Genomic DNA, 24193 nt, shown 5'->3' on the forward strand with positions numbered 1-24193 from the left:
GATAGGTTGGTCTCAAAACTATACAAGCGCCCACCGGCCCCCAGGGATTGATAACGGACAACAGCGTGCCCGTTCCTGCCAAGCCCGCTGCAAGCCGCATCCGTACTGGGCCCGCTGCGTATACTCGGGCGTCTGGATGTTGTTAGCAGGGGGAGCTAGATGCTCGATGAACGCCTCGCCCAAAGGCCCATCGATTTTGACCAGTCGATCGACGAAGACTGGCTGAATCGTTGCGACATCATGCAGCTGGGCCAGGAAGGCGAACTCAGCTACTTCCGCCTGCATGACCCTGCCTCCTGCCAGGCCTGGATCGCCGTGCGCGCACCGGTCGAGGCACCTGCGGCCTGCCAGCGCCTGGAACGTGACTACCGCCTGCAGCTGGACCCACAGTGGGCAGTGATCCCTACGGCCTTCGTCCGCTCCGCCGAGGGGCCGTTGCTGGTGTACCCGGCCGGCCGCTCCATAGCCGACTTGATCAGCCACGGCCCGATCGACGTGGGGCCATTTCTCGACATCGCGGTAAACGCCGCCAACGCCCTGGCCCTGGCCCACGAACACAATGTGCTGCACGGTGCGCTGCAACCGCAACATGTGTGCCTGCAGCCGAACCACCGGGTGCGGCTGGGCTGTTTTCGGGCCGACACGCCAGAGCTGGTCAGTGCTCAGGGCAGCGCGCTCGGCAACTGGGCCTATCTGGCGCCGGAGCAGATCTGCCCCCACGGCAGCAGCAGCGACCGGCGCAGCGATATCTATGCCTTGGGCGCGATCCTCTACCAACTGCTGCTGGGCGAACTCCCGCTGGCCGGGCGCGATACCCAGCACTGGCGCCAGCTGCATGCCGGCGTTCAACCACGCACGGCCTGTGAGGTCGACAGCCAGGTACCACAGCCGCTGAGCCGGATCCTGGCCAAGGCGCTGGCCAAGGAACCCGACGCCCGCTACCAGAGTGCCCGCGCCCTGGCCGTGGACCTCGCCCACTGCCAACGGCAATGGGCCACCAGCAAGACCATCGCACCCTTCGAGCCCGGCTGCGCCGACCCGGTTTCGCCCAGCCGCGAGCGCCTGTATGGCCGCAGTGCAGAACTGAAGCTCATCGGCCTGATGCTCAAAGCCATGCGTCGCGACAGCAAGCCCCAGGTGCTGTTCATCAACGGCGCTGCAGGCATGGGCAAGTCCAGCCTGGTCGAGACCGCGCTCAAAACCCATGCCGAAGGCTTCTGGGCTGTCGGCAAGTGCAACAGCCTGGAACAGGCAGTGCCCTATGCACCGTGGGTCGAAATCCTCGGTTCGCTGACCACCCAGCTGCTGGCCAAGAACAGCCAGGACCTGGACACCCTGCGCCGCAAGATCCTGCAGCGCATCAAAGGCCACGGTCGGCTGCTCGGCAAACTGGCAGCGGACCTGCACCTGATCCTCGGCCCCCTGCCCGACCTGCCGGAAAAGCCCACACGCCTGGCGCTGCAGAAAGAACAGCGGGCCATCGTCGAATTCCTGCAAGTGTTCAGCCACCCCGGCCACCCGCTGGTGCTGTGTTTCGACGACCTGCAGTGGGCCGACGACGCGTCCCGGCAGCTATTGGCACAGTTGCTTGCCCAGGCACCCGGCAACCTGTTGCTGATCTTCGCCCGGCGCAATGATGCGCAATCCGCCGGCACGCGACTTGCCGTGCCTGAGCATTTACGCAAGGTCACACTTAACCTGCGCCCACTGACCGTGGGCGCAGTCGCCGAACTGATCGGCGAGCGCTACCACGTCAGCCCTGACGAGGCATTGCCAGTTGCCGAACGGGTCCTCGACAAGACCGCGGGTAACCCGTTCTTCATCAACCAGATCCTCAGGGCCATGGTCGAGGACCGCCTGTTCACCTTCGATACCCAAGCCATGCGCTGGTCGTGGTGCTTGAAAGCCGTGGCCCGGCATCGGTACTCCGATAATGTCGCCGATTTGATGATCCACCGCCTGGCACGCCTGCCGGAACCCCAACGCGATGTGCTGCGAATCGCCAGCGCGGCGGGCAGCCGCTGCGATGAACGCCTGCTTCATCACCTGCTTGCGCCGCAGCCGGGCGAGCCGTTGAAGGCCATGATTGACGCGGGTTTCCTGCTACCGGGGCATAAGGGCCTGGGCTTCGCCCATGACCGGGTGATGGAGGCAGCCTACCAACTCACGCCTGTGCGTGATCGCGCCCGGCTGCATGCAAGCATTGCTCAGGCCATGCTTCAGGCTTGGCCCAACGACTTGCAAGCGCTCGTATTCGAGGTCGCCAATCAACTGCAACGCGCCAGCCCACGCGGGTTTGCAGCGAATGACAGTGATGTCTTCCTGCAGCTTTTACGCGATGCGGCGCTGCGCGCCCGTGAAAGCGGCTCCCATGATCAATGCGCGGCCTACCTGCAAACGTGCGAACAGCTGCTGCGCCACGACGCAACGCTGCAAAGCCACGCCACACATGCCTTTGCCATCGCCTGCATGGCGGCGGAATGCGACATGCAACTGGCGCGCATGGCCGACGCCGAGGGCCGCCTCATGGAGTGCCTCCAGCGCGCGCGCTCGACGCTGGAGCGGGCACAGGTATACCGGCTCCAGGCACGCCTGCATACCTTGCGCTGCGATTACCAGGCCGCCATCACCAGCGCCGTCGCTGGCCTTGAACTGCTGGGCATCAGCCTGGCCCGGGGTGACGACCCGCAGCGGGTAGAAGCCAGCCATGCCCATGTCCACGCCCTGATTGAACAGAAGGGCCGACATTGCCTGGCGTCGCTGCCACGCACCGACTCGGAGGAAGTGACAGTTGCCATTGCCCTGCTGGCCACCCTGTCGTCGTCGTTTTTCGTGCAGGACGATATCGGCTTTCTGCACCTGGCCAAGCTCATGGAGCTGTCGCTGCTGCACGGTGTCGCCCCGGGCAGCACCTACGGCCTGGCCTGGTACGGGGTAATGATCGCTGAACGCTTCGGTAGCTACCATGACGGCCACGCCTGCTGCCTGGCCGCGCTCAAGCTGATCGAACGGCACGGCTTCGAGGCCGACCTCACCAGCGCCCTGCTGGCCCTGGACCAGGTCAGCGCATGGACCTCGCCCATGGAATTCGCCCGTCGCACGGCGCTGGAGGCGGTCGACTCGAAGCGTTTGAGCGGTGACCTGGCCATGACCTGCTATGCCTGCAACCACCTGGTTTCCGACTCGCTGTTCATGGGCCGCTATCTGCCGGAAGTTGCCGAGGAAGTGGCGCAGGGCCTGGCTACCGTACGCGGTTATGGCTACAGCGATATCGAACAGATCCTGCACGCCCAACAGGGGTTTGTCGCCAGCCTGAGCGGTGCACCCTGCACGGCCCCGTCCACACGGGTGAACTCACCCACCACGTTGTTCTTCCAGCACCTGTTCAGCGGCATGTCAGCCTTCTACCTGGGCAATATCCCGCAAGCCATGCTCAGCCTTGGCGCCGCCGGCGACAGCGCCTGGTCGGCACCTGCGCACATCAACCTGGCGGATTATCACCTGTTCCGTGGCCTTGCTCTCGGCAGCCCGGAAGCCCCCGGCAGCCTTGCCGACAAGCTGGCCGAACTACAGGCCCTGCGCGAGCGCTTCGGCCACTGGGCCGGCTTCAACCCGGTGACTTTCCGCAACAAGCTGCTGCTGATCGAAGGTGTGATCGCCAAGCTCGAAGGCGACGGCCTGGCGGCCATTCGTTGCTTCGACCAGGCGCAGATCGCCGCCACCGCCGCCGGCTTCATCCACGAGCAGGCCCTGGCCCACGAACAACTGGCCGAGGTGTGCATCCCCAGCGGCCTGATTTCCGGTGCCAACCTGCACCTGCGCATTGCCCGCGACTGCTTTCATATATGGGGGGCGACCGGCAAGGTGCACCAGCTGGAGGCCCTGCACCCGTTCTTGCGCACGCAACCCGTCCAGGAGACCTCCCGCTCCACCCAGCAGGCCAGGCTGGACCTGGAGGCCGGCATCGAGGCCGCCCGGGCGTTGTCCGAGGAAGTGCTGCTCGAAGGCTTGATCGAGACGCTGATGGGTCACCTCACCCAGCATTCCGGCGCTGACCACGGCGCGCTGCTGATCGTCAGTGGCGCCGAGTTTCAGATGGCGGCCCTCGCCTACATCGACGATGCCGGGCTGCACGTGAGCATGGACAACTGCCAGAGGTTCCTGACCCAGGCGCCGCTGTCGATCATCAACGCCACCATGCGCACCAAGAAACCACTGGTGCTCAATGATGCCCTGAGCGATTGCCCCGAGGCCTTCCGCCAGGAACTGCACGCCAGGAATGCACGTTCGGTGCTGTGCCTGCCGCTGGTGATTCAGGGCGTGCTGATCGGCCTGGTGTATCTGGAAAACCGCCTGGTCCCGAACCTGTTCGGCAGCCAGCGCCTGGCCATGCTGGAGATCCTCGCCTCGCAGGCGGCGGTATCGCTGCAGACGGCCAAGTTCTATACACGCCTGGCAGAAGACAACCAGGCCCGTGCCCAGATGGAAGCGGAGCTGCGCCGATCACGTGCCGAACTTGCACGCAGCGCGCACCTGCAGGTGATGAACGAGTTGTCGGCGTCCATCGCCCACGAGATCAGCCAGCCACTGCTGGGCATCGCCTCCAACGCCGCGGCCAGCCTGCGCTGGCTCAAGCGCGCGGAGCCCAACCTGGAAGAGGCGATTGCTGGCCTTGAAGATATCCGCAATGACAGCGAACGTGCCGCCAACATCGTCCGCGCACTCCGCTCGCTGGCCAAGCAGTCGCCGATGCAGCTCAAGCCGGTCAAGGTCGACGAGCTGATTCGCGAGGTGCTGCGCCTGACCTCGGCCGATGCTGCCAAGTACCTGATCGACGTGCAGACGCGGTTGCAGGCAGGGGTAAGCGTGATGGCCGATCCGGTGCAGTTGCAGCAACTGGTATTCAACCTGATCACCAATGCGCTGGAGGCGCTGTCGGGGTATCGCAGTGATGGGGTGTTGCGGATTGCGTCTGTAGTTGCCGGGAATGTGGTCGAGATCTGCGTGGACGACAACGGGCCCGGTATTGCGGCGGATGAGCGGGAACGGGTGTTTGACGCGTTCCATACCACCAAGGACGCTGGGCTGGGGATGGGGCTGGCGATCTGCAGTTCGGTGGCGCAAGCCCATGGCGGGCAGTTGCAGGCTCAGGTATCGGAGTTCGGCGGTTGCCGGATTCGCTTCACGTTGCCTTTGAGCAATGCTTAGCCTGTACTGGCCTCTTCGCGGGTAAACCCGCTCCCACAGGGATAACACTGGCATGAAGCCAGTGATGTAGCTGTGGGAGCGGCGGTTCGGCGCCCCGACTTGCCCGCGAAGAGGCCAGTACGGGCTTACATCAACGGGTCAGCGCCGCATAGCTGTTCATCAGGTTGCGATAGTTGGGAATCCGCAGCGAGAGCAGGTTGCCCAACCCTTCGATGTCGTTGCGCCAGTCACGGTGCAGCTCGCAGGCCACCGAGAACCAGTTCATCATCTGCGCACCCGCCTGGGTCATGCGCACCCAGGCCGCCTGCTGCACGGTCTCGTTGAAGGTGCCCGAAGCATCGGTCACCACGAACACTTCAAAGCCTTCAGCCAGCGCCGACAGGGTCGGGAACGCCACGCACACATCGGTCACCACGCCAGCGATGATCAGCTGCTTGCGGCCGGTGGCCTTGATCGCCTTGACGAAGTCTTCGTTGTCCCAGGCGTTGATCTGGCCTGGGCGGGCAATGTACGGCGCGTCAGGGAACATCTCTTTCAGCTCTGGCACCAGTGGACCGTTGGGGCCTTGCTCGAAGCTGGTGGTGAGAATGGTCGGCAGGCCGAAGAACTTTGCCAGGTCGCCCAGGGCCAGAACGTTGTTCTTGAACTCGTTGGGCGAGAAGTCCTGCACCAGCGAGATCAGGCCGGTCTGGTGGTCGACCAGCAGCACCACGGCGTCGTCTTTGTTGAGGCGCTTGTAATCGGGTTGGCTCATGGGGGTGACTCCTTGGGTTGGGAAAACGGGCCGGGGCTCAATCAAGGGCTTATCCCGAGGGGTTATACCGGCGGATAGCGCCGGCTTAAGGATGCGCTTGCGCCTGGCGCCAGGCCTTGGGCGGCTGGCCGACCAGGCGGCTGAAGGCACGGGTGAAATGGGCCTGGTCGCAGAAGCCGCATTCCAGGCTGACGTGGGTGATCGGGGCCTCGGTGGCGAGTAGGCGCTTGGCCTTTTCCATGCGCGCCAGCAGGCGCCAGGCCTGGGGCGAGAGGCCAGTGTTGACCTTGAAGGCGCGGGAGAAATGGCTGCGGGTGAGGTTGCACACGCTGGCGATCTCGATGATCGACAGCGAGCTGCGCAGCATCAGTTCCTTGGCCTGGCGCAACCGTGCCGGCGTCAGCGCGCCAGGGGTTGGCAGTGGCTCTTGGGGCGTCCCGGGGTGCATGGCGACTCTCCTGTTCAATGCAGCAAGTCTCGCCGCCGGCACATGACAAAGTCCTGAGCCAGACCTGAATTGTTCTTAAACGTGCACTGCTGGCCCTGCCCCTTTTGCCGATACCTTAAGATGCGTTTCGTATTCAGCTTCAGGCCGCTGCTGGCGGTCGGTATCAAAGGCGATAGAGGTATGCAGGAAAATCACGCACGACGCACCGTAGCCATGGTGCTGTTCAACGATGTGCTATTGCTGGATGTGACCGGGCCAATGGACGCCTTTGCCATTGCCAACCGCTTCTTGCCTGAAGATAAACACTACCGGCTGCTCACGGTGGCCGAAGACCAAAGCCCGATTCGCGGCTCGTGCGGCCTGCGGGTGGTTGCCGACCTGAGCCTGGTGGAACTGCCGGACAGTGTCGACCTGCTGCTGGTGCCAGGCGGGCCAGGGGCCTATGACGTCGCCCTGCCGCAAGTGGAACGCTGGCTACCTGAGGCCGTGCGCGGCGCCAGACGCTTCGGCGCAATCTGCACCGGGGTGTTTCTGCTGGGGCGCGCCGGGTTGCTGAGCGGCTATCGCTGCACCACCCACTGGAACTACGTAGAGCGCCTGGCACAGGCGTTTCCCGAAGCCAAGGTCGAGACCGAGCAGATCTATGTGATGGACCGCGACCTGATCACATCCGGCGGCATCACGGCGGGCATCGACCTGGCGCTGGCCGTCATCGCCGAGGACCACGGCAAGGCCCTGGCCCTGGAAGTCGCCAAGGTGCTGCTGGTGGCGCGCCACCGCCAGGGCGGGCAGACACCTTATGGGCCACTGCTGGCGGCGGTGCCGCGGGATGGCTCGCCGATTGCCCGGGTGCAGGCGTATATCGTCGACCATATAGACCAGGCGTTCACCGTGCAGAAGATGGCCGACCTGGTGGCCATGAGCGGGCGCAACTTTGCTCGGACCTTTCAGCGCGAGGTCGGCATCACGCCGTTGCAGTACCTGCAGAATGCGCGGATCGACCAGGCGCGCAAACTGCTCGAATGCGGCGACCTGCCGTTGAAGGTGGTCGCGGCCCGCTGCGGGTTTGGCAGTGACCGGCATATGAGGAAAGTGTTCTGCGAGCGGATCGGCATGACACCGGCGCAGTATCGGGCGCAGTTTGGCGGGGACATTGAAAGTTAATGGGTAAGCGTACTCTCACGATCTCTTCGGAAAAACTAGTAAATTTGCCAGTTGCCGAAGATTGAACTCCAAACAACACTAAGGCACGCCTTGGAGGATTCACATTCGACAAACAGGGAGTACAGCCATGACAAGCAGAAGCGATAAATACTGCCTCAAACACCTCAACTCAGGAAAATACTTAATCGCCCGGCACGGATTATGTATGATGGTAGGTGAAACTGAAAACCTGAGAAATTACGGCTACTGGACAAGAGAAGAAGTATCATCTGGGAACGGAAATAACCAAACATATCACTTATTCTACTTTAACATAGAGGAAGACGCAGACTATCAACTGGCAACCGAAGAGCCTAAGGAATATGATAGGATAGTTGGTTTTATCGGGCCAAATATCGAATTATCAACTATCAAAATCCCTGCCGACTCTACCATAGACCAAGCAACTTCGGACCCCATTGACATAGATTATCTCGACGCTGCCGAAAACCAAGTGGTTTGCTACGACAACTTAAGTAACTCTCGGTATTACCATGGTAAACTGTGGGAATTCAAAGACGGCGTCCTGACTCCCGCCCTAGAAACAGGCGCACCAAGAAACCTCTCAATGCGGGACATTTTCCGTTTTCCTGACATTACAGATTTCCAATTCAGGGATGGCTTAGCCATCTTTTCCCCTAACAAATCCTCCATCCCGAACAATCCTTACGGGCTAGCCAAGAATTCTAGTGAGCCGGATAGGTGGGCATTTGTAGAATACTGACTCAAGCATCACCACGAATTGCACTTCCATTTTATTGTTCCTTGGCGCATTCAGGGGCGATCGCGCCCCTGATCGTCAACAACCAAGGAAAACATCGCAAAAAGCCTCGCATTGTCTCAGCCAGCAAGACGGTCTTTTCCTGTCAGCCATGTTGTTGCAAGCGTTTATTTTCCTCAGAATTCTTCTCCATTGTTCAAATGCTGCCTCTCGCAGCTCATGGAGTAAGAGCCCATGCCACACGAAGGCAGCCTTCTGCAAACCGCGGTGATCTTCCTGCTCGCCGCTGTCCTCGCCGTCCCCCTGGCCAAGCGCCTGCAACTGGGGGCCGTGCTCGGCTACCTGCTTGCCGGCGTAATCATTGGCCCGCAGGCGCTGGGCCTGATCCGCGACACCGAAAGCGTGGCGCACATTTCCGAGCTGGGCGTCGTCCTGCTGCTGTTCATCATTGGCCTGGAGCTGTCGCCCAAGCGCTTGTGGCTGATGCGCAAGTCCGTGTTCGGCGTCGGCACCGCCCAGGTTTTGCTGACCGGCGCGGTGATCGGTGCCATCGCCCTGTTCGGCTTCGGCCAGTCATTGCCGGCGGCCATCGTGCTCGGCCTCGGCCTGGCGCTGTCGTCCACCGCCCTCGGCCTGCAGAGCCTGGCCGAAAGCAAGCAGCTCAACGCGCCCCATGGCCGCCTGGCGTTCGCCATTCTGTTGTTTCAGGACATCGCCGCAATTCCGCTGATCGCCCTGGTCCCACTGCTGGCCGCCAGCGGCCCGGACACCAGCCACGGCGACAGCCTGCAACACGGCCTGAAGGTGTTCGCCAGCATCGCCGTGGTCATCATCGGTGGCCGCTACCTGCTGCGCCCGGTGTTCCGCACCGTGGCCCGCACCGGCCTGCCGGAAGTGTCTACTGCCACCGCGCTGCTGGTGGTGATCGGTACCGCCTGGCTGATGGAGGAAGCCGGCATTTCCATGGCCCTGGGTGCTTTCCTTGCCGGCCTGCTGCTGGCCGACTCGGAGTACCGCCACGAGCTTGAGTCGCAGATCGAACCGTTCAAGGGCCTGCTGCTGGGGCTGTTCTTCATCAGCGTCGGCATGGGCGCCAACCTGAGCCTGCTGTTGCAAATGCCACTGGTGCTGCTGGGCCTGACCCTGCTGCTGGTGGCGGTGAAGCTGGTGTTGCTGATCGGCGTCGGCCGCCTGGCCGGAGGCCTGAACAGCGCCAGTGCGCTGCGCCTGGGCATGGTGCTCGCGGCCGGCGGTGAGTTCGCCTTCGTGGTGTTCAAGCTGGGCAAGGACCAGGGGCTGTTCGACACTCAGACCTATGACCTGCTGCTGATGACCATCACCCTGTCGATGGCCATTACCCCGCTGCTGATGCTCGGCTGCGCCCGCGCACTCAAGCGCCCGCAACCGGTGCGAGAAGTGCCCGAGCAGTACAAGACCATCGACGCCGGCACGCCGCGGGTGGTGATCGTCGGCATGGGCCGCATGGGCCAGATCGTCGCGCGCATCCTGCGGGCGCAGAAGATTCCGTTCATTGCCCTGGAAACCTCGGTGGACACCATCGAAATGACGCGCATGTTCGAACAGGTGCCGGTGTTCTACGGCGACCCGCTGCGCCCCGAGGTGCTGCATGCGGCCAAAGTGGGTGAGGCGGAGTACTTCATCATCACCATCGATGACCCTGAAGCCGCGATCCATACCGCTGAACGGGTGAAACGCCAGTACCCGCACCTGAAAGTGCTGGCCCGGGCGCGTAACCGCCAGCATGTGCACAAGCTGGCGGATGTGGGCGCCGAACCGATCCGCGAGACGTTCTACTCCAGCCTGGAGATGACCCGCCGGGCATTGGTGGGGTTGGGGTTGAGCGAGGCGCAGGCGGCGGACCGGATTGCGCGGTTTACCCAGCATGACGAAGAGGTGCTGGTAGCCCAAGGGCAGGTGCGTGATGACCGGGCCAAGGTAATGCAGACGGCCAAGGAGGCCCGGGCGGAGTTGGAGCGGTTGTTTGAATCAGATGCGGATTAAATTACAGAGCCAGACGTAGCTTATACAAAATTAATTTTTTGCAACTGATAAATTTGCCAGTTGTAGCTCATCAAGGCCATGACTTATACATTACCTGCAAGTCCAAGGTTCGCAGGAGATAGAAATGAGTACATATCCCAAAAAAATCTTCGACATAAGGATTGGCAACGGTGACGTGGTCCCCGTCAGAAACCCGAGGCAGCTATTCGAAAAGTATCAAAAAGGCGACATCATCCCGACAAGCGAAAGCGGCACATTAGTACCGCTGAAAGTAACAGGGAAAAGCCTGACTTATAAATGGTCAGGACCAGCTGATACAACCACTTTCAGATTGCACATTGAAAAGCACGAGGTTCATAAAGAAGAAGGGCTGACGTGGTCAACCGCCTACAATTATAGTATTGAAACCAGCTCTGGCACTATTATCCCGCACGAAAGCATTCCTGAGATTGATTATATTTTTGGTCAACTTACCGTTGGCGACCGCATTTTTGTTAAGGGTGAAGGCTCTGAAATATTAAGCCTTGAAATCCTAAAAAAAGATGAGTTAAGACCACCAGGCAGCGGGAATACCATGCGCACGCTGACTGTAGCAGACCTTAGCTAAAGCTGTGTCTATAGCCGCTGCCGCCTAAGTGCTGCGTGTGACCACGGTGGCGAGGGTGGAGTTGGAGCGGCTGCTTGATTCGAGTTGCGGCTTAAACTGCATTCTTAAGGCGTACGTCAATAATAATGTACCTCTCCTTTCTACAAATGATGAAAATGCCAGCTACAGACCGTGAAGGCAGGCGTGGAAATTTTCGAATCTCAAATTTTGCAGGAGACAGAAATGAGCGAATTCCCTAGCAGAGCGTACGAAGTATCTGTTGCCACTTATCATGCGACCCCCGTAAAAGACCCAAAACATCTATTTGAGAAATATAAGGAAGGCGACCTCATTCCTACGAGCGAAAGTGGCTCGAATGTACCATTGAAAGTCCTGCGGAAAACCCTGCTCCACACCCCGCCAAATGGCTTGGATTATCTAACCTTCAGACTGGAGGTCGAAGAGGACGAGGCTGCCCCCCCAGCGGGGCTGTATAGAACCCTCATCTATAAGTATAAAATCGTAGACAGCGCAGGCAATTCGCTTCCGCACGAAGGCATCCCTGAAATAGATTATGTTTATGATACGTACAATGTGGGTGATTCCATTGCTGTTGACAGCAGCGGCCCTTACAAATTAAATGCTAAAGTTCTAAAGAAAGAGGAGTCAGCGCCACAAGGCAATATCGTTATGCGTACGCTGACGGTAGAACCGTACTGAAGTGCGGGAGTTGGAGCGGTTGTTTGATTCGATCGAGCGCCGCCCGCGCGGCGCTCGATCTCATAGGCGCCAGAAATCTATCGCCAGGCACCTGGAGGCCATTCTGCAACCTCCCGACGGTCACCTCTCTACCATTACGCGGATGCCAAAAACCATCAAAAAATCGTCCGTCTCTCAGCAAGGCCCTACTTCCTAGCGAACCATTTCCTACGTTAATGCTGACCCTGACGAATTATCCTACGTCCCGTGTCGAAGCCCGTCTGATTGTCCGGGGAAAGCCTGCTCTCTAGGCTGACCGGGTCGCTGTCGGTTCAGCGATCGGGTGTGGAAACCCGGATGTGATGAAGGGCTGCCGTTATGGCAGTTGTGCGCGTGAGGCCTTTTGGCCTACCGGCTTGCCTTCTCACCGGTTTTCCACCCCGCGCACAACTGCCGCCTTCTGCGTGGAAACGGGTGGTTGCAGTTCAACCCGAGAGAAGGAATTGCCGTGAAAAGAATCGTCCCCAATCCCCCCCTCCCCAGCACCACACAACGCGCTTTCAGCCGCTGCGATGCCGGCCATCCACCTTTATTCACAGTAAACCCGGGCGTCTCTGCCCACGACGCCCTGGTTCATGTCGGCCAGTACCTGCGCGGCGCCTACGACTGTGGCTACAAAGCCCTGGAACACCTGGATGAAACCGGCAAGAGCCTGTTCTGGAGCAACCTGAATGCAGTCGAAATGGCAGAAGGGTTGGTTGAGGCATTGCTGGATGGGATTGAGTCGCAGCCCATGAATTGATGTTGTCCTTGCTGGCCTCTTCGCGGGTGAACCCGCTCCCAAAAGGATCACCACAGGCGCTGAAACTGTGCAGTACATGTGGGAGCGGGTTTACCCGCGAAAGGGCCAGCGCAGCAAACAAGAAAGGCCAGCTCCCTACAGAGGGAGCCGGCCTTTTTGCATCCAACTAACGAGCGATTACTTACCCGCAGTCAGCGCGTTATAGCTGGTCATCAGGTTACGGTAGTCCGGAATATGGTTGGAACACAGCGCCGCCAGCCCTTCAATGTCGTTGCGCCAGTCGCGGTGCAGTTCACAGGCCACGCCAAACCAGGTCATCAGTTGCGCGCCAGCCCGGCTCATGCGGTCATGGGCAGCATCACGGGTCATTTCGTTGAAGGTGCCGGAAGCGTCGGTCACCACGAACACTTCAAACTCTTCTTCCAGGGCCGCCAGCGCCGGGAAGGCTACACAAACCTCGGTCACCACGCCGGCGATGATCAGTTGCTTCTTGCCAGTCGCTTTCACCGCCTTGACGAAGTCTTCGTTGTCCCAGGCGTTGATCTGGCCTGGGCGGGCGATGTACGGGGCATCCGGGAACAGCGCTTTCAACTCCGGCACCAGCGGGCCGTTGGGGCCTTGCTCGAAGCTGGTGGTGAGGATGGTCGGCAGGTTGAAGAACTTGGCCAGGTCGGCCAGGGCCAGCACGTTGTTCTTGAACTTGTCCGGCTCGATGTCGCGGACCAGGGACAACAAGCCAGCCTGGTGGTCGACCAGCAGGACAGCGGCGTCATCTTTGTTCAGGCGGTTGTAGGTGAATTTGCTCATGGTCTGTGCTCCTAAGGTTTATGAATTTTTCAGCAATCTGGGGTGTTTCGTGTTGATGGGCACAGATTAAAATCATCACCTTTACGGCGGTAGATAGCAGAATTTGGCTTTAGCGTTCCGTTTTGTGAACGATGGATTTGTAGGGGCTGTGCCGGCCTCTTCGCGGCTAAAGCCGCTCCTGCAGGATCACCGAAGGCCCAAGGCCTGCGCGGTCCCTGTAAGAGCGGCTTTAGCCGCGAAAGGGCCGGCACAGGCAACCGAATACCCGGAGACCGATCATTGGAAGACCTCAACTCCCTCTACTACTTCACCCAAGTCGTGGAACACGGTGGCTTCGCACCTGCCGGCCGGGCGCTGGACATGCCCAAGTCGAAGCTCAGCCGGCGCATCGCCGACCTTGAGGACCGCCTCGGCGTGCGCCTGCTGCACCGCACCAGCCGCCACTGCTCGCTGACCGAGATTGGCCAGGCCTACTACAACCGTTGCCTGGCCATGCGCGTGGAAGCCGAGGGTGCGGCAGAGATCATCGAGCGCAACCGCAGCGAACCGCGCGGGCTGGTGCGCATCAGCTGCCCGACCACCCTGCTCAATTCCTGGGTCGGGCCGATGCTGACCCGCTACATGCTCAAGTACCCGCAGGTGGAGCTGTTCATCGAGAGCACCAACCGCCGCGTCGACCTGCTGCACGAGGGCTTCGATATCGCCCTGCGGGTACGCTTCCCGCCATTGGAAAACACCGACATGGTGATGAAGGTGCTGAGCAACAGCACCCAGTGCCTGGTCGGCCAGCCGCAGTACCTGGAACAACTGCCGATGGGCTTTGACCCGCAGCTGCTCGGCACGCTGCCGAGCCTGCACTGGGGCAGCGCCCAGCGGGAGTACCAGTGGGAGCTGTTCCAGGGCGAGGACAACAGCCGCAGCATCGTCATCCCGCATACGCCACGCATGGTCACCGATGACCTGTTCGCCCTGCGCCACTTCGTGGTGGCCGGCGTGGGCATTGCGCACTTGCCGCGGGTGGCGGTGCGTGAAGACCTGGCGGCGGGGCGGTTGGTAGAGCTGATTCCAGACTGGCACCCGCGTTGTGGCATCGTGCATGCGATCTTCCCGTCGCGGCGCGGGTTGCTGCCGTCGGTGCGTGCGCTGATCGATCACCTGGCCGAAGAGTTCGCCATCAGCGACATGGCCTGACGCTCCTTGAGCAGCAGGTCGACCAGCAGCGCCAGCAACACCGCCCCGGCCGCCACCGCGAACAGCACACCGTAGTGGCCATCCGTGGCGGCGAACAACGCCGAGTATGCGTAGCCGGCAATGGCCTGAAAACTGGCGAACGAAACTGTCGCACGGCTCCAGGTCGCATTCTGCCGGTCATGGCCGTCCACCAGCTGATGCACCCTGGCAAGCGCCAGTGGCACGATGCCCGGGGGGAAGGATCCGATCAGCAGCGCGGCGGCACCCAGCAGGCGCAGGTCGTGACTGCTCAGCAAGATCCCGAGCGCACCCAGTTGTGCCAACAGCACCAGACGAATGCCGGCACGGGCACCGAGGTGATCGGCCAACAACCCATACAGTACCGGTCCGGCAATCGCGCCCAGGCCATAGAGTCCCCATATTACAGCGCCAGCGTGGGTGCCCGCGCCCAGGCCGCGGCTGATGTAATCGACCAGAAACATCATGGGTGCCACCAGCGCCGTGGCCATCAACGCGTATTGCCCAAACAGCACGAGAATTGCGGGTGAAACCGCCGCCTGCCGCCGTGCGGAGGGCACCGACGAATGTTCAAGTTCAACGGGCCAGCCTGCCCAGCTGGTAACGGTCAGCAGCAGCGACAACGCGGCCAGCCCCAGCCAGGTCTGCTGCAGGCCTTTATCCAGCAACCATGGCACCAGACTCGCAGAAGCCGCGACGCCCAGGCCCAGCCCCAGGAAGATGGCCCCGCTGGCCAGGCCGCGTCGCGAGGCAGTGACATGGGGCAGTATTGCGCTGGCCACCAGCACCATGATCACACCACCTGCCACGCCCGACAGCAGGCGCCAGGCAAAGAACCAGCTCACCGACAACGGCCAGGCACACGCCAGGAATGTCAGGCTCACCAGCACCATCATGCCGCGCAGCGCCATGGCGCTCGACCACCGGGCAGCCAGCGGCCTGCCAATCAGGGCGCCGATCAGGTAGCCGGCCAGGTTCGCCGCCCCCAGATAGACCACTGCTGAACTGGCGAACCAGTGAGCACCGATCAGTGCCGGAATCAGCGGTGTATAAGCAAACCGTGCCAGGCCGATCCCGACCAGGCTGGCACATAGCCCAGCCCAAATCGGCAACCAGGGTGCACGTATCGAATTGTTCATGATTTTCCCCTGCCCCGTGAACGGCGCTTGATGATGGTGATGGGGAAAGCATAAATTCGCCGAACGATGAAATAACGCAGCGAGTTTACATACCAGCCCTGCATTTTCGCATCACCGAGGACGACTTCGATGAACTGGGACGACACCCGCGTGTTTCTTGCATTGTGCCGCGAGCAAACCCTGCGCGGCGCCGCACGCCGCCTGGGCGTGGACCAGGCCACGGTGGGTCGCCGGCTCGCATCGCTGGAGGGCGCGCTGCATGCCACGCTGTTCCTGCGGACCTCCAGCGGTTACTCCCTGACCAGCGCCGGCGAAGTGGCCATGCGGGCTGCCTTGGCGATGGAATCTGCCGCCGCCGGCCTGCAGCGGCAGATTCTTGGACTGGATGACCGCCTGAGCGGGGTGGTGAGAGTGACCAGTACCGACGCCTTCGCGTCGGACTTCATCATCCCAGCCGTGGCTCGGTTGCGCCAGGAACACCCTGGGATCGAGGTGCAATTGCACGCGTCCACGCAGATGCTCAACCTCAGCCAGCGCGAGGCAGATATCGCCGTACGTACGCACAAGCCGGACAACCCTGAACTGGTGGTGCGGAGCCTGGCGCGCTGGCAAACCGCACTGTTCGCCTCGCATACGTACCTCCAGCACTTTGGCGAGCCGGTGCCCGGTGGTGCGTTTGCCGGGCACGAACTGGTGATCTACCAGCCTTATCTGGACAGCGGCAAGGAGGTGACACTGGCCGGCGAACCGATCGCCAAAGGGCGCATCGCCATGACTTGCACCTCGGGTCTGATGGTGCGCCAAGCACTGGCCAGTGGCATCGGGCTGGGTGAACTACCGGTGCCGATGGGCGCACGTGCGGGCTTGCAGCAAGTGTGGGCGCAAGGCAGGCCTTACGACATCTGGCTGGTGACCCATCAGGATGTCCGCCATACGGCGCGGGTGCGGGTGGTGATCGATGCGATCGCCAAGGCGTTCAGCCTCTAGCTGCCCGTTCCAGCACACCCTTACAAGACCGCTGGCCTATCCTTGCTCCACAGTCCCGGATCATCCCCCTTGGAGGCCCCATGATCCGCGCCAACCCCGGACCAGGCCGCGCCCTGCTCGCCACCCTCGCCCTCTGCCCGGCACTCAGCCTGGCAGAAGATCCCGGCTGGTCGCTGCTCAGCCGCAACTATTTCCTGCACAGCGACTTCCGCTCGCCCTCCGCCAGCGGCCAGAACTACCGCCAGGAATGGGCCCAGGGCTTCATCGGCGAGGTCCGCTCGGGCTTCACCGAAGGCACGGTCGGTGTCGGCCTCGACGCCCATGGCTTTCTCGGCCTCAAGCTCGACGGCGGCCGCGGCCATGCCGGCACCGGCTTGCTGCCCCGCGACAGCGATGGCCGCGCCGAGTCCGACTACTCCAGCGCCGGCGCCGCGCTCAAGCTGCGCCTGGGCAACACCCAGCTGCGTTACGGTGAAATGACCGTCGAAACCCCGGTTTTCGACACCGCCGACAAGCGCCTGCATCCGGAGTACGCCACCGGCTGGTTCGTGGACAATACCGACCTGCCTGACTGGCGCCTGCAGGCCGGGCGCTTCACGGCCTTCAATAACCAGGACAACAGCTCCACCCACGACGATTTCAGCGGCTACGGCGCCACCACCCGCAACCGCGCCATCAGCCTAGCCGGCGCCACCTTTGCGCCGCACGGCCCCTTCGGCGGCGCATTGTACGCCGGGCAGCTGGAGGACACCTGGCGCCAGGCCTACCTCAACCTGAACCTGGCAGAAGGCAATTGGCGCCTGGACGGCAATCTCTACAAGACCCGCGACACCGGCAATGCCAGCGCCGGGGCGATCGACACTCTCGCCTACAGCCTGCTGGGCAAATACAGCTTCGGCGCTCAGGCCCTGACCCTGGCGTACCAGAAGGTCGAGGGCGACACGCCGTTCGACTTCGTCGGCGGCGACTCCATCTACCTGGCAAACTCGATCAAGTACGCCGACTTCAACGGCCCCGGCGAGCGCTCCTGGCAACTGCGCTACGACCTCAACTTCGCCACCCTCGGCGTGCCTGGCCTGAGCCTGATGGGCCGCTACGTCAGCGGCCGCGGTATCGATGGCAGTCACGCCCCGTCCAGCGGAGCCTATGTGAACCAGTACGGCCAGGGCGGCAAGCACTGGGAGCGCGACGTCGACCTGAAATACGTGGTCCAGTCCGGTGCCGCCAAGGACCTCAGCCTGTCGTTCTCCCACGTCAGCCACCGCGCCAACCAGGCCCAGGCCGGCGATGACATCGACCGTATATACCTGATCATCGAATACCCCCTCAAAGGCAGCTTCTGACATGAGCAATTCCCCTTCAGGCGCCTGGAGCCCGTTGCGCAACACCACCTTCCGCATGCTGTGGATCGCCACCATCGCCTCCAACATCGGCACCTGGATGCACGAGGTGGGCGCCGGCTGGCTGATGACCACGCTGTCGGCCAACCCGCTGCATGTGGCGCTGATCCAGGTGGCCGGCTCGCTGCCGATGTTCTTCCTCGCCCTGCCGGCCGGCGCAGCGGCGGATATCGTCGACAAGCGCCGCTACCTGCTGCTGGTGCAATTGTGGATGTCATCGGTAGCCGTTGTGCTCGCCACACTGACCCTGCTCGGCCTGATGAACGTCACCCTGCTGCTGGTGCTGACCCTGGCGCTGGGCATCGGCACGGCGTTGATGATGCCGGCCTGGAGCGCGCTGACGCCGGAGCTGGTGGGCAAGCAGGACCTGGCCAACGCGGTGGCCATTTCCAGCGTCGGCATCAACGTGTCGCGCGCCATCGGCCCGGCGCTGGCCGGTGTGGTGGTGAGCATGGTCGGCCCGTGGCTGACCTTTGCCCTCAATGCCGCGTCCTTCGCCGGCGTGATCCTGGTGCTGTTCCTGTGGAAGCGTGAGGTGAAGGAGCCGCTGCTGCCGGCCGAGCGCTTCGTCGCTGCCATGCGCACCGGCCTGCGCTTCGCACGCAGTGCCAAACCCTTGCAGGCCGTGCTGTTGCGGGCGTTGGCGTTCTTCTTCTGCGCCAGCGCCGGGACCTCGTTGCTGCCACTGATCGTGCGCGGTGAGATGCACGGCAGCGCGGCCGACTTCGGCCTGCTGCTGGCGGCCATCGGCATCGGCGCGGTGGCCGGCGCCACGCTGCTGCCGCGCCAGCGCGAGCGCATCAGCCGCGACCGCCTGGTGCTGCTCGCCAGCCTGGTGTATGCCCTGTTCCTGCTGGCCCTGGCGCTGGTGCGCAACTTCTACGCGCTGTTGCCAGCGATGCTGCTCAGTGGCGCGGCATGGATTGCGGTGCTGTCCAACCTGCAGGTAGCGGCGCAGACCTCGGTACCGGCCTGGGTACGGGCGCGGGCGTTGTCGGTGTACATCCTGTTCTTCTTCGGCGCCATGGCCAGCGGCGGCTTGCTGTGGGGCACGCTGGCCAGCCATGCATCGATTACCCTGAGCCTGTTGCTGGCCGCAGGTGGCCTGGCGCTGGGCACCTTGCTGACCTGCAAGGTCACCTTGCCGGAGACCGAAGCCGAGGAACTGACGCCGTCGCTGCACTGGCCGGTGCCGGTGCTCAGCGATGACATGGACAAGGAAAGCGGGCCGGTAATGGTCACCGTGGAGTACCACATCGAGCCGGCCAAGGCCGAGGCATTTCAGCAGGCGGCGCGGGAGCTGGAGGCGATGCGCAAGCGCAATGGCGCACTGTCGTGGGGGTTGATGCGGGACAGTGCAGATCCTGCGCTATGGCTGGAGTTCTTCTTCGAGGAGTCTTGGCTGGAGCATTTGCGGCATCACCATCGGGTGACCCGGGGGGAGCTCAAGATCGAGGCGCGAGTCAGAATGCTGCAGACCGACGGGGTCGAGGTGAAGATCCGCCACCTGTTGGCTGGCGTTGAACACAAGGCACACCATTGATGCAGGCCTTACCGGCCTCTTCGCGGGCAAGCCCGCTCCCACAGGGACCGCGCAGGTCCTGAGGGCTGTGCAGTACCTGTGGGAGCGGGCTTGCCGGCGAAGAGGCCAGCACTGAAGGAACGAAAAAGGGGGCCAATAACTGGCCCCCTTTCACATAAGCTCAGCTTAGAACGCGAAGCACGAGCAACCCAGCGCGCCCCAGAAGCCCTGGTAGTCATTCACCGGTACGCTCGAATGCCGCGCCTTTTCATGGCTGTGCGCATGCACCCCGCATGGCCCGCTGCACTGGTGCACGGCGGCTGCCAGCGACGGCGTGCCTACACGCCAGTGCCCCGGCACCTTGGTCACTGGCGACCACTCCGGCAGCACCGGCACCTGTGCTGGGCCAAGCTTGTCGAATTCAGCCGCGCCGTACACCACCTTGCCGTCAACGATCGTCAGCACCGACTCGATGCCTTTGATCGCCTCTTCATCGACGCTGAAGAAGTCCAGCGACAGTGCCGCCAGGTCGGCCAGCTGGCCCACCTTGATCTGGCCCTTCTTGCCCTGCTCGCTGGAGAACCAGGCGCTGCCCTGGGTGAACAGCTGCAGCGCGGTGTCGCGGCTCAGGCCTTCCGGGTACAGCTCCATACCGCCGACGGTCTTGCCGCTGACCAGCCAGTACAGCGAAGTCCACGGGTTGTAGCTGGACACGCGGGTAGCGTCGGTACCGGCGCCGACCGGCACGCCCATCTCCAGCATGCGCTTGATCGGCGGGGTCTGCTCGGCCGCCTTGGCGCCGTAGCGGTCGACGAAGTACTCACCCTGGAAGGCCATGCGGTCCTGGATGGCGATGCCGCCGCCCAGCGCACGCACGCGCTCGATGTTCTGCGGGGTGATGGTTTCGGCATGGTCGAAGAACCACGGCAGGCCGTTGAACGGGATGTCGCGGTTGACCTTCTCGAACACGTCGAGCATGCGCGTGATCGATTCGTTGTAGGTGGCATGCAGGCGGAACGGCCAGCGCTGCTCGACCAGGTGGCGCACCACGGGCTCCAGCTCTTCTTCCATGGTCTGCGGCAGGTCTGGGCGCGGCTCGAGGAAGTCCTCGAAGTCGGCGGCGGAGAACACCAGCATCTCGCCAGCGCCGTTGTGGCGCAGGAAGTCGGTGCCGCTGTGCAGCTTGACGCTGGACGTCCACTTGCGGAAGTCGTCGAGCTCTTCCTTGGGCTTCTGGGTGAACAGGTTATAGGCGATGCGCACGGTCAGCTGGTTGTTGTCGGCCAGTTCCTGGATCACCTGGTAGTCGTCCGGGAAGTTCTGGTAGCCGCCGCCGGCATCGATGGCGCTGGTCAGGCCCAGGCGGTTCAGCTCACGCATGAACTGGCGGGTGGAGTTGACCTGGTATTCCAGTGGCAGCTTCGGACCCTTGGCCAGGGTGGCGTAGAGGATCATCGCGTTGGGACGGGCGATCAGCATGCCGGTCGGGTTGCCGAACTTGTCACGCTGGATCTCGCCACCCGGCGGGTTCGGTGTGTCCTTGGTGTAGCCGACGGCCTTGAGCGCGGCGCGGTTGAGCAGCGCGCGGTCATACAGGTGCAGCAGGAACACCGGGGTGTCGGGCGCGGCCTGGTTGATTTCTTCCAGGGTCGGCATGCGTTTTTCGGCGAACTGGAATTCGTTCCAGCCACCGACCACACGCACCCACTGCGGGGTCGGTGTACGCGCTGCCTGGTCCTTGAGCATGCGCAGGGCATCGGCCACCGACGGCACGCCTTCCCAGCGCAGCTCCAGGTTGTAGTTCAGGCCGCCGCGGATCAGGTGCAGGTGCGAGTCGTTCAGGCCGGGGATCACCGTGCGCTGCTTGAGGTCGATGATCTGCGTGGCGCTGCCCTTGTGGGCCATGGCCTCGGCGTCATTGCCCACGGCGATGAAACGGCCATCCTTGATGGCGACGGCGGTGGCGGTGGGCTTTTCGCGGTCAACGGTGTGCAGTTTGCCGTTGAACAGAATCAGGTCGGCGGTCATGGAACCTCCTTGGGTGGATGCGTGGGCGGAACCGGCTTGGCCGGTAAAGGGCAATGCGGACCAGAGGGCGCCGGCGGCACCTAGCACGGTGCTGGTGGCGAGGAACTGGCGACGGGTCTTGTCGTTGCGGTCCTGGGACATGGTCTTCTCCGTCTGGGGGCGGCGGCAGGCGCAACTGTGGAGCATGCCGGTTGACGCAGGGTCAGGGCTTGGATGGATGTGCGGTGAGCTAGAAGGTTAGCCCTGTTCAGGTTTTATGCAGCCATGGTCGGCCTCTTCGCGGGTGAACCCGCTCCCACAGTTACTGCTTTCCCTGTGGGAGCGGGTTCACCCGCGAATGCCTTCCACAATTACTTCTGCAGGAACGCCAGCAAGTCCTCGTTCAGTTGCTGGGCATGGGTCACCGCGAACCCGTGCGGCGCGCCGGCATACACCTTCAGCTCAGCCCCACGAATCAGCTCCGCCGCCTGCTTGCCGGTGGTCTCGAAGGGCACGATCTGATCGTCGTCACCATGGATCACCAAGGTCGGCACATCGATCTTGGCCATGTCCGGACGGAAGTCGGTCTCCGAGAACGCGGTCACGCAATCCAGGGTGCCCTTGATCGACGCCATCAGGGCGATGTTCAGGGTCTGAGTCTGCACACCCTGGGACACCTGCTGCCCATGGTTGATGCCATAAAACGGCGCTGCGAAATCGGCGATGAACTGTGCACGATCGGCACGCAGGCCAGCGCGGATGCCCTCGAACACCGACAGGTCGACACCTTCAGGGTTGTCGACGCGCTTGCCGAACACCGGCGTCACCGCCCCCAGCAGCACCAGCCCGGCCACCCGCTCACTGCCGTGGCGGGCGATGTAGCGGCTGACATCACCGCCACCCATCGAGAAGCCCACCAAGGTCACGTCATGCAGGTCGAGGTGCTCGATGAGCTGGGCGATGTCGTCGGCGAAGGTGTCGTAATCGTAGCCGGTCCACGGCTGGCTCGAACGGCCGAAACCACGGCGGTCAAACGCGATGGCGCGGTAGCCGCGGCTGGCCAGGAACTCCATCTGCGAGTCCCACATGTCGGCGTCCAGTGGCCAGCCGTGGCTGAACAGCACCGGTTTGCCGCTGCCCCAGTCCTTGTAATAGATCGAAGTGCCGTCGCGGGTCACGAGAGTGGTCATGTCGATATCTCCTTGAAAGTCTGAAGGTGAAGGCGTGGCTCAGCCGCGCAGCCAGTTGGCGCAACGGCGGGTTACCCAAGGCATGATGTAGAACACCACGGGCAGGATGACGAACAGGTTGACGATGAGGTTGCCGCTGACCGGCCCGGCCAGTTGCGGGAAGCGCGCGAACAACGGCGCCAGCAACTGCGGGATGATCATGGTCATCGGGCAGATCACCAGGTAGGTGAGCAGCGCCTGCTTCCAGCGCGGTGGTTGCGCCGCGTTGGTGCTTGGCGGGGTGAACCAGAACTCCGGGTCATCGTGCACCTGGGTGTGATCACCACCTTCGAGCAATGGCAGTACTTCATTGACCAACGCCTGGCGTTCGGCCGAGTTGACCCAGGCCTGCAGCAAGCTGGCGTCAGCGAAGCGCACCACGGTGGTGAAGTGCAGCCCGCCTTCGTCAGGGCGAATAACGTTGACGTCCAGGTGCCCCGGCTGGCGGCGCGCGGCGCTGACCGTGCGCTTGAGCCACGCTTCGTAGGCCGCCAGCGACTCGGCGCGGGCCTTGTGCTGGATGACCAGGGTCACCACGTTGCGGTTGTCTTGGAGTGCGGTGTTCATCGGCGTTCCTTGGGATGAGCTTGCCCGCATCCACTGTGCAACGGCGGACGGGCGGTGGATTGGATAGGTGTGCTGCCCTCGCCGGGCACCGACTGTCGGTGCCCGGCGCTCGGCTTACTTGTTGGCGTTGAAAGCGTTGTAGCTGGTCATCAGGTTGCGGTAGTCCGGGATGTGGTTGGAGCACAGGGCAGCCAGCCCTTCGATGTCGTTGCGCCAGTCGCGGTGCAGCTCACAGGCCACGCCAAACCAGGTCATCAGTTGCGCGCCAGCCCGGCTCATGCGGTCATGGGCAGCATCACGGGTCATTTCGTTGAAGGTGCCGGAAGCATCAGTCACCACGAACACTTCGAATTCTTCTTCCAGGGCCGCCAGCGCCGGGAAGGCTACGCAAACCTCGGTCACCACACCGGCGATGATCAGCTGCTTCTTGCCAGTGGCCTTCACTGCCTTGACGAAGTCTTCGTTGTCCCAGGCGTTGATCTGGCCTGGGCGGGCGATGTACGGGGCATCCGGGAACAGCGCTTTCAGCTCCGGCACCAGCGGGCCGTTGGGGCCTTGCTCGAAGCTGGTGGTGAGGATGGTCGGCAGGTTGAAGAACTTGGCCAGGTCAGCCAGGGCCAGCACGTTGTTCTTGAAGGCGTCAGGCTCGATGTCGCGGACCAGGGACAGCAGACCTGCCTGGTGGTCCACCAGCAGAACAGCGGCGTCGTCTTTGTTCAGGCGGTTGTATTTGAAGTGGGTCATGGCGGTAGCTCCTAAGGGTTTTGATTTTCAGTAAGTTGGGTGTTTCGCGTTGATGGGAGAAGATTAAAACCAACACCTTTGGAGCGGTAGTTAGTGGTTTCTGGCTTTAGCGTTCCATTAAAGGAACGATCTATTGGCA

The 24193-nt window shown here is 62.4% G+C and carries 19 protein-coding genes; 11 read left to right on the forward strand and 8 right to left on the reverse strand.

Features of this window, described 5'->3' with window-relative positions; genetic code table 11:
• Window positions 1–159: 159 nt before the first annotated feature.
• Entirely contained in the window at window positions 160–5208 is a 5049-nt protein-coding gene (locus ACIPZ5_RS04840; RefSeq protein WP_400807017.1) for an AAA family ATPase, read from the forward strand.
• Window positions 5209–5338: 130 nt separating this feature from the next.
• Here the strand turns inward: ACIPZ5_RS04840 and ycaC (ACIPZ5_RS04845) are convergent, their stop codons facing one another.
• Complete coding sequence (gene ycaC, locus ACIPZ5_RS04845) at window positions 5339–5962, reverse strand: isochorismate family cysteine hydrolase YcaC (protein WP_400807020.1); 624 nt, start codon at window positions 5960–5962, stop codon at window positions 5339–5341.
• 85 nt (window positions 5963–6047) lie between these two features.
• Window positions 6048–6410, reverse strand: coding sequence for an AraC family transcriptional regulator (locus tag ACIPZ5_RS04850; protein WP_343594430.1), 363 nt, complete (start codon window positions 6408–6410; stop codon window positions 6048–6050).
• A gap of 180 nt (window positions 6411–6590) precedes the next feature.
• Here ACIPZ5_RS04850 and ACIPZ5_RS04855 point away from each other — a divergent pair, with 180 nt between their 5' ends.
• From ACIPZ5_RS04855 to ACIPZ5_RS04880, 6 genes are all read left to right on the forward strand, one after another.
• On the forward strand, window positions 6591–7574 hold the full coding sequence (locus ACIPZ5_RS04855) for a GlxA family transcriptional regulator (RefSeq protein ID WP_343594431.1): 984 nt from the start codon (window positions 6591–6593) through the stop codon (window positions 7572–7574).
• 127 nt (window positions 7575–7701) lie between these two features.
• Window positions 7702–8337, forward strand: coding sequence for a hypothetical protein (locus ACIPZ5_RS04860; RefSeq protein ID WP_400807023.1), 636 nt, complete (start codon window positions 7702–7704; stop codon window positions 8335–8337).
• A 231-nt stretch (window positions 8338–8568) separates the two neighbouring features.
• Window positions 8569–10356 (forward strand): monovalent cation:proton antiporter-2 (CPA2) family protein, encoded by a 1788-nt coding sequence (locus ACIPZ5_RS04865; RefSeq protein ID WP_343594433.1) that lies wholly within the window; start codon window positions 8569–8571, stop codon window positions 10354–10356.
• Between the two features lie 124 nt (window positions 10357–10480).
• Window positions 10481–10963 carry a hypothetical protein gene (locus tag ACIPZ5_RS04870; RefSeq protein ID WP_400807025.1) on the forward strand — a complete coding sequence of 161 codons (483 nt, stop codon included), beginning with the start codon at window positions 10481–10483 and terminating at the stop codon, window positions 10961–10963.
• 222 nt (window positions 10964–11185) lie between these two features.
• The gene (locus ACIPZ5_RS04875) at window positions 11186–11662 is read left to right on the forward strand and encodes a hypothetical protein (RefSeq protein ID WP_400807028.1); all 477 of its coding nucleotides are present in this window, start codon (window positions 11186–11188) and stop codon (window positions 11660–11662) included.
• Window positions 11663–12149: 487 nt separating this feature from the next.
• Complete coding sequence (locus ACIPZ5_RS04880) at window positions 12150–12443, forward strand: hypothetical protein (protein ID WP_400807030.1); 294 nt, start codon at window positions 12150–12152, stop codon at window positions 12441–12443.
• Window positions 12444–12620: 177 nt separating this feature from the next.
• On the opposite strand, the gene ycaC (ACIPZ5_RS04885) is transcribed toward ACIPZ5_RS04880, so the two are convergent.
• A complete protein-coding gene (gene ycaC / locus ACIPZ5_RS04885; protein WP_060485146.1) occupies window positions 12621–13250 on the reverse strand; it encodes an isochorismate family cysteine hydrolase YcaC in 630 nt (209 codons plus the stop codon).
• A gap of 279 nt (window positions 13251–13529) precedes the next feature.
• Between ycaC (ACIPZ5_RS04885) and ACIPZ5_RS04890 the strand changes: the two genes are divergently transcribed.
• Window positions 13530–14441, forward strand: a complete 912-nt coding sequence (locus tag ACIPZ5_RS04890; protein WP_400807032.1) for a LysR substrate-binding domain-containing protein — start codon at window positions 13530–13532, stop codon at window positions 14439–14441.
• Here ACIPZ5_RS04890 and ACIPZ5_RS04895 read toward each other — a convergent pair.
• Window positions 14402–15598: a YbfB/YjiJ family MFS transporter gene (locus tag ACIPZ5_RS04895; protein WP_400807035.1), complete on the reverse strand. Its 1197-nt coding sequence runs from the start codon at window positions 15596–15598 to the stop codon at window positions 14402–14404. The genes ACIPZ5_RS04890 and ACIPZ5_RS04895 overlap by 40 nt on opposite strands.
• A 129-nt stretch (window positions 15599–15727) precedes the next feature.
• On the opposite strand from ACIPZ5_RS04895, the gene ACIPZ5_RS04900 reads away from it, so the two are divergent.
• The 3 genes from ACIPZ5_RS04900 (at window position 15728) to ACIPZ5_RS04910 (ending at window position 19528) form a co-directional block, all read left to right on the forward strand.
• Entirely contained in the window at window positions 15728–16585 is an 858-nt protein-coding gene (locus tag ACIPZ5_RS04900) for a LysR family transcriptional regulator (RefSeq protein ID WP_261942022.1), read from the forward strand.
• An 80-nt stretch (window positions 16586–16665) separates the two neighbouring features.
• Window positions 16666–17928, forward strand: coding sequence for an OprD family porin (locus tag ACIPZ5_RS04905; RefSeq protein ID WP_400807037.1), 1263 nt, complete (start codon window positions 16666–16668; stop codon window positions 17926–17928).
• 1 nt (window position 17929) lies between these two features.
• Complete coding sequence (locus ACIPZ5_RS04910; protein WP_400807040.1) at window positions 17930–19528, forward strand: MFS transporter; 1599 nt, start codon at window positions 17930–17932, stop codon at window positions 19526–19528.
• A 165-nt stretch (window positions 19529–19693) separates the two neighbouring features.
• On the opposite strand, the gene ACIPZ5_RS04915 is transcribed toward ACIPZ5_RS04910, so the two are convergent.
• From ACIPZ5_RS04915 to ycaC (ACIPZ5_RS04930), 4 genes are all read right to left on the reverse strand, one after another.
• On the reverse strand, window positions 19694–21535 hold the full coding sequence (locus tag ACIPZ5_RS04915; protein WP_343594816.1) for an amidohydrolase: 1842 nt from the start codon (window positions 21533–21535) through the stop codon (window positions 19694–19696).
• Between the two features lie 350 nt (window positions 21536–21885).
• Complete coding sequence (locus ACIPZ5_RS04920; RefSeq protein ID WP_400807043.1) at window positions 21886–22704, reverse strand: alpha/beta fold hydrolase; 819 nt, start codon at window positions 22702–22704, stop codon at window positions 21886–21888.
• A gap of 39 nt (window positions 22705–22743) precedes the next feature.
• Window positions 22744–23310 (reverse strand): antibiotic biosynthesis monooxygenase, encoded by a 567-nt coding sequence (locus tag ACIPZ5_RS04925; protein ID WP_343594441.1) that lies wholly within the window; start codon window positions 23308–23310, stop codon window positions 22744–22746.
• Between the two features lie 114 nt (window positions 23311–23424).
• Window positions 23425–24054, reverse strand: a complete 630-nt coding sequence (ycaC, locus tag ACIPZ5_RS04930; protein WP_261942027.1) for an isochorismate family cysteine hydrolase YcaC — start codon at window positions 24052–24054, stop codon at window positions 23425–23427.
• Window positions 24055–24193 lie beyond the last annotated feature (139 nt).

The sequence above is a fragment of the Pseudomonas sp. NPDC089428 genome, from assembly GCF_044749325.1.
Taxonomy (GTDB): Bacteria; Pseudomonadota; Gammaproteobacteria; order Pseudomonadales; family Pseudomonadaceae; genus Aquipseudomonas.

Excerpts from the sequence above, each read along its gene's own strand:
- ACIPZ5_RS04840 (WP_400807017.1), top strand. The coding sequence starts at position 160 with ATGCTCGATGAACGCCTCGCCCAAAGGCCCATCGATTTTGACCAGTCG.
- ycaC (WP_400807020.1), bottom strand. The coding sequence starts at position 5,962 with ATGAGCCAACCCGATTACAAGCGCCTCAACAAAGACGACGCCGTGGTG.
- ACIPZ5_RS04850 (WP_343594430.1), bottom strand. The coding sequence starts at position 6,410 with ATGCACCCCGGGACGCCCCAAGAGCCACTGCCAACCCCTGGCGCGCTG.
- ACIPZ5_RS04855 (WP_343594431.1), top strand. The coding sequence starts at position 6,591 with ATGCAGGAAAATCACGCACGACGCACCGTAGCCATGGTGCTGTTCAAC.
- ACIPZ5_RS04860 (WP_400807023.1), top strand. The coding sequence starts at position 7,702 with ATGACAAGCAGAAGCGATAAATACTGCCTCAAACACCTCAACTCAGGA.
- ACIPZ5_RS04865 (WP_343594433.1), top strand. The coding sequence starts at position 8,569 with ATGCCACACGAAGGCAGCCTTCTGCAAACCGCGGTGATCTTCCTGCTC.
- ACIPZ5_RS04870 (WP_400807025.1), top strand. The coding sequence starts at position 10,481 with ATGAGTACATATCCCAAAAAAATCTTCGACATAAGGATTGGCAACGGT.
- ACIPZ5_RS04875 (WP_400807028.1), top strand. The coding sequence starts at position 11,186 with ATGAGCGAATTCCCTAGCAGAGCGTACGAAGTATCTGTTGCCACTTAT.
- ycaC (WP_060485146.1), bottom strand. The coding sequence starts at position 13,250 with ATGAGCAAATTCACCTACAACCGCCTGAACAAAGATGACGCCGCTGTC.
- ACIPZ5_RS04895 (WP_400807035.1), bottom strand. The coding sequence starts at position 15,598 with ATGAACAATTCGATACGTGCACCCTGGTTGCCGATTTGGGCTGGGCTA.
- ACIPZ5_RS04900 (WP_261942022.1), top strand. The coding sequence starts at position 15,728 with ATGAACTGGGACGACACCCGCGTGTTTCTTGCATTGTGCCGCGAGCAA.
- ACIPZ5_RS04905 (WP_400807037.1), top strand. The coding sequence starts at position 16,666 with ATGATCCGCGCCAACCCCGGACCAGGCCGCGCCCTGCTCGCCACCCTC.
- ACIPZ5_RS04910 (WP_400807040.1), top strand. The coding sequence starts at position 17,930 with ATGAGCAATTCCCCTTCAGGCGCCTGGAGCCCGTTGCGCAACACCACC.
- ACIPZ5_RS04915 (WP_343594816.1), bottom strand. The coding sequence starts at position 21,535 with ATGACCGCCGACCTGATTCTGTTCAACGGCAAACTGCACACCGTTGAC.
- ACIPZ5_RS04920 (WP_400807043.1), bottom strand. The coding sequence starts at position 22,704 with ATGACCACTCTCGTGACCCGCGACGGCACTTCGATCTATTACAAGGAC.
- ACIPZ5_RS04925 (WP_343594441.1), bottom strand. The coding sequence starts at position 23,310 with ATGAACACCGCACTCCAAGACAACCGCAACGTGGTGACCCTGGTCATC.
- ycaC (WP_261942027.1), bottom strand. The coding sequence starts at position 24,054 with ATGACCCACTTCAAATACAACCGCCTGAACAAAGACGACGCCGCTGTT.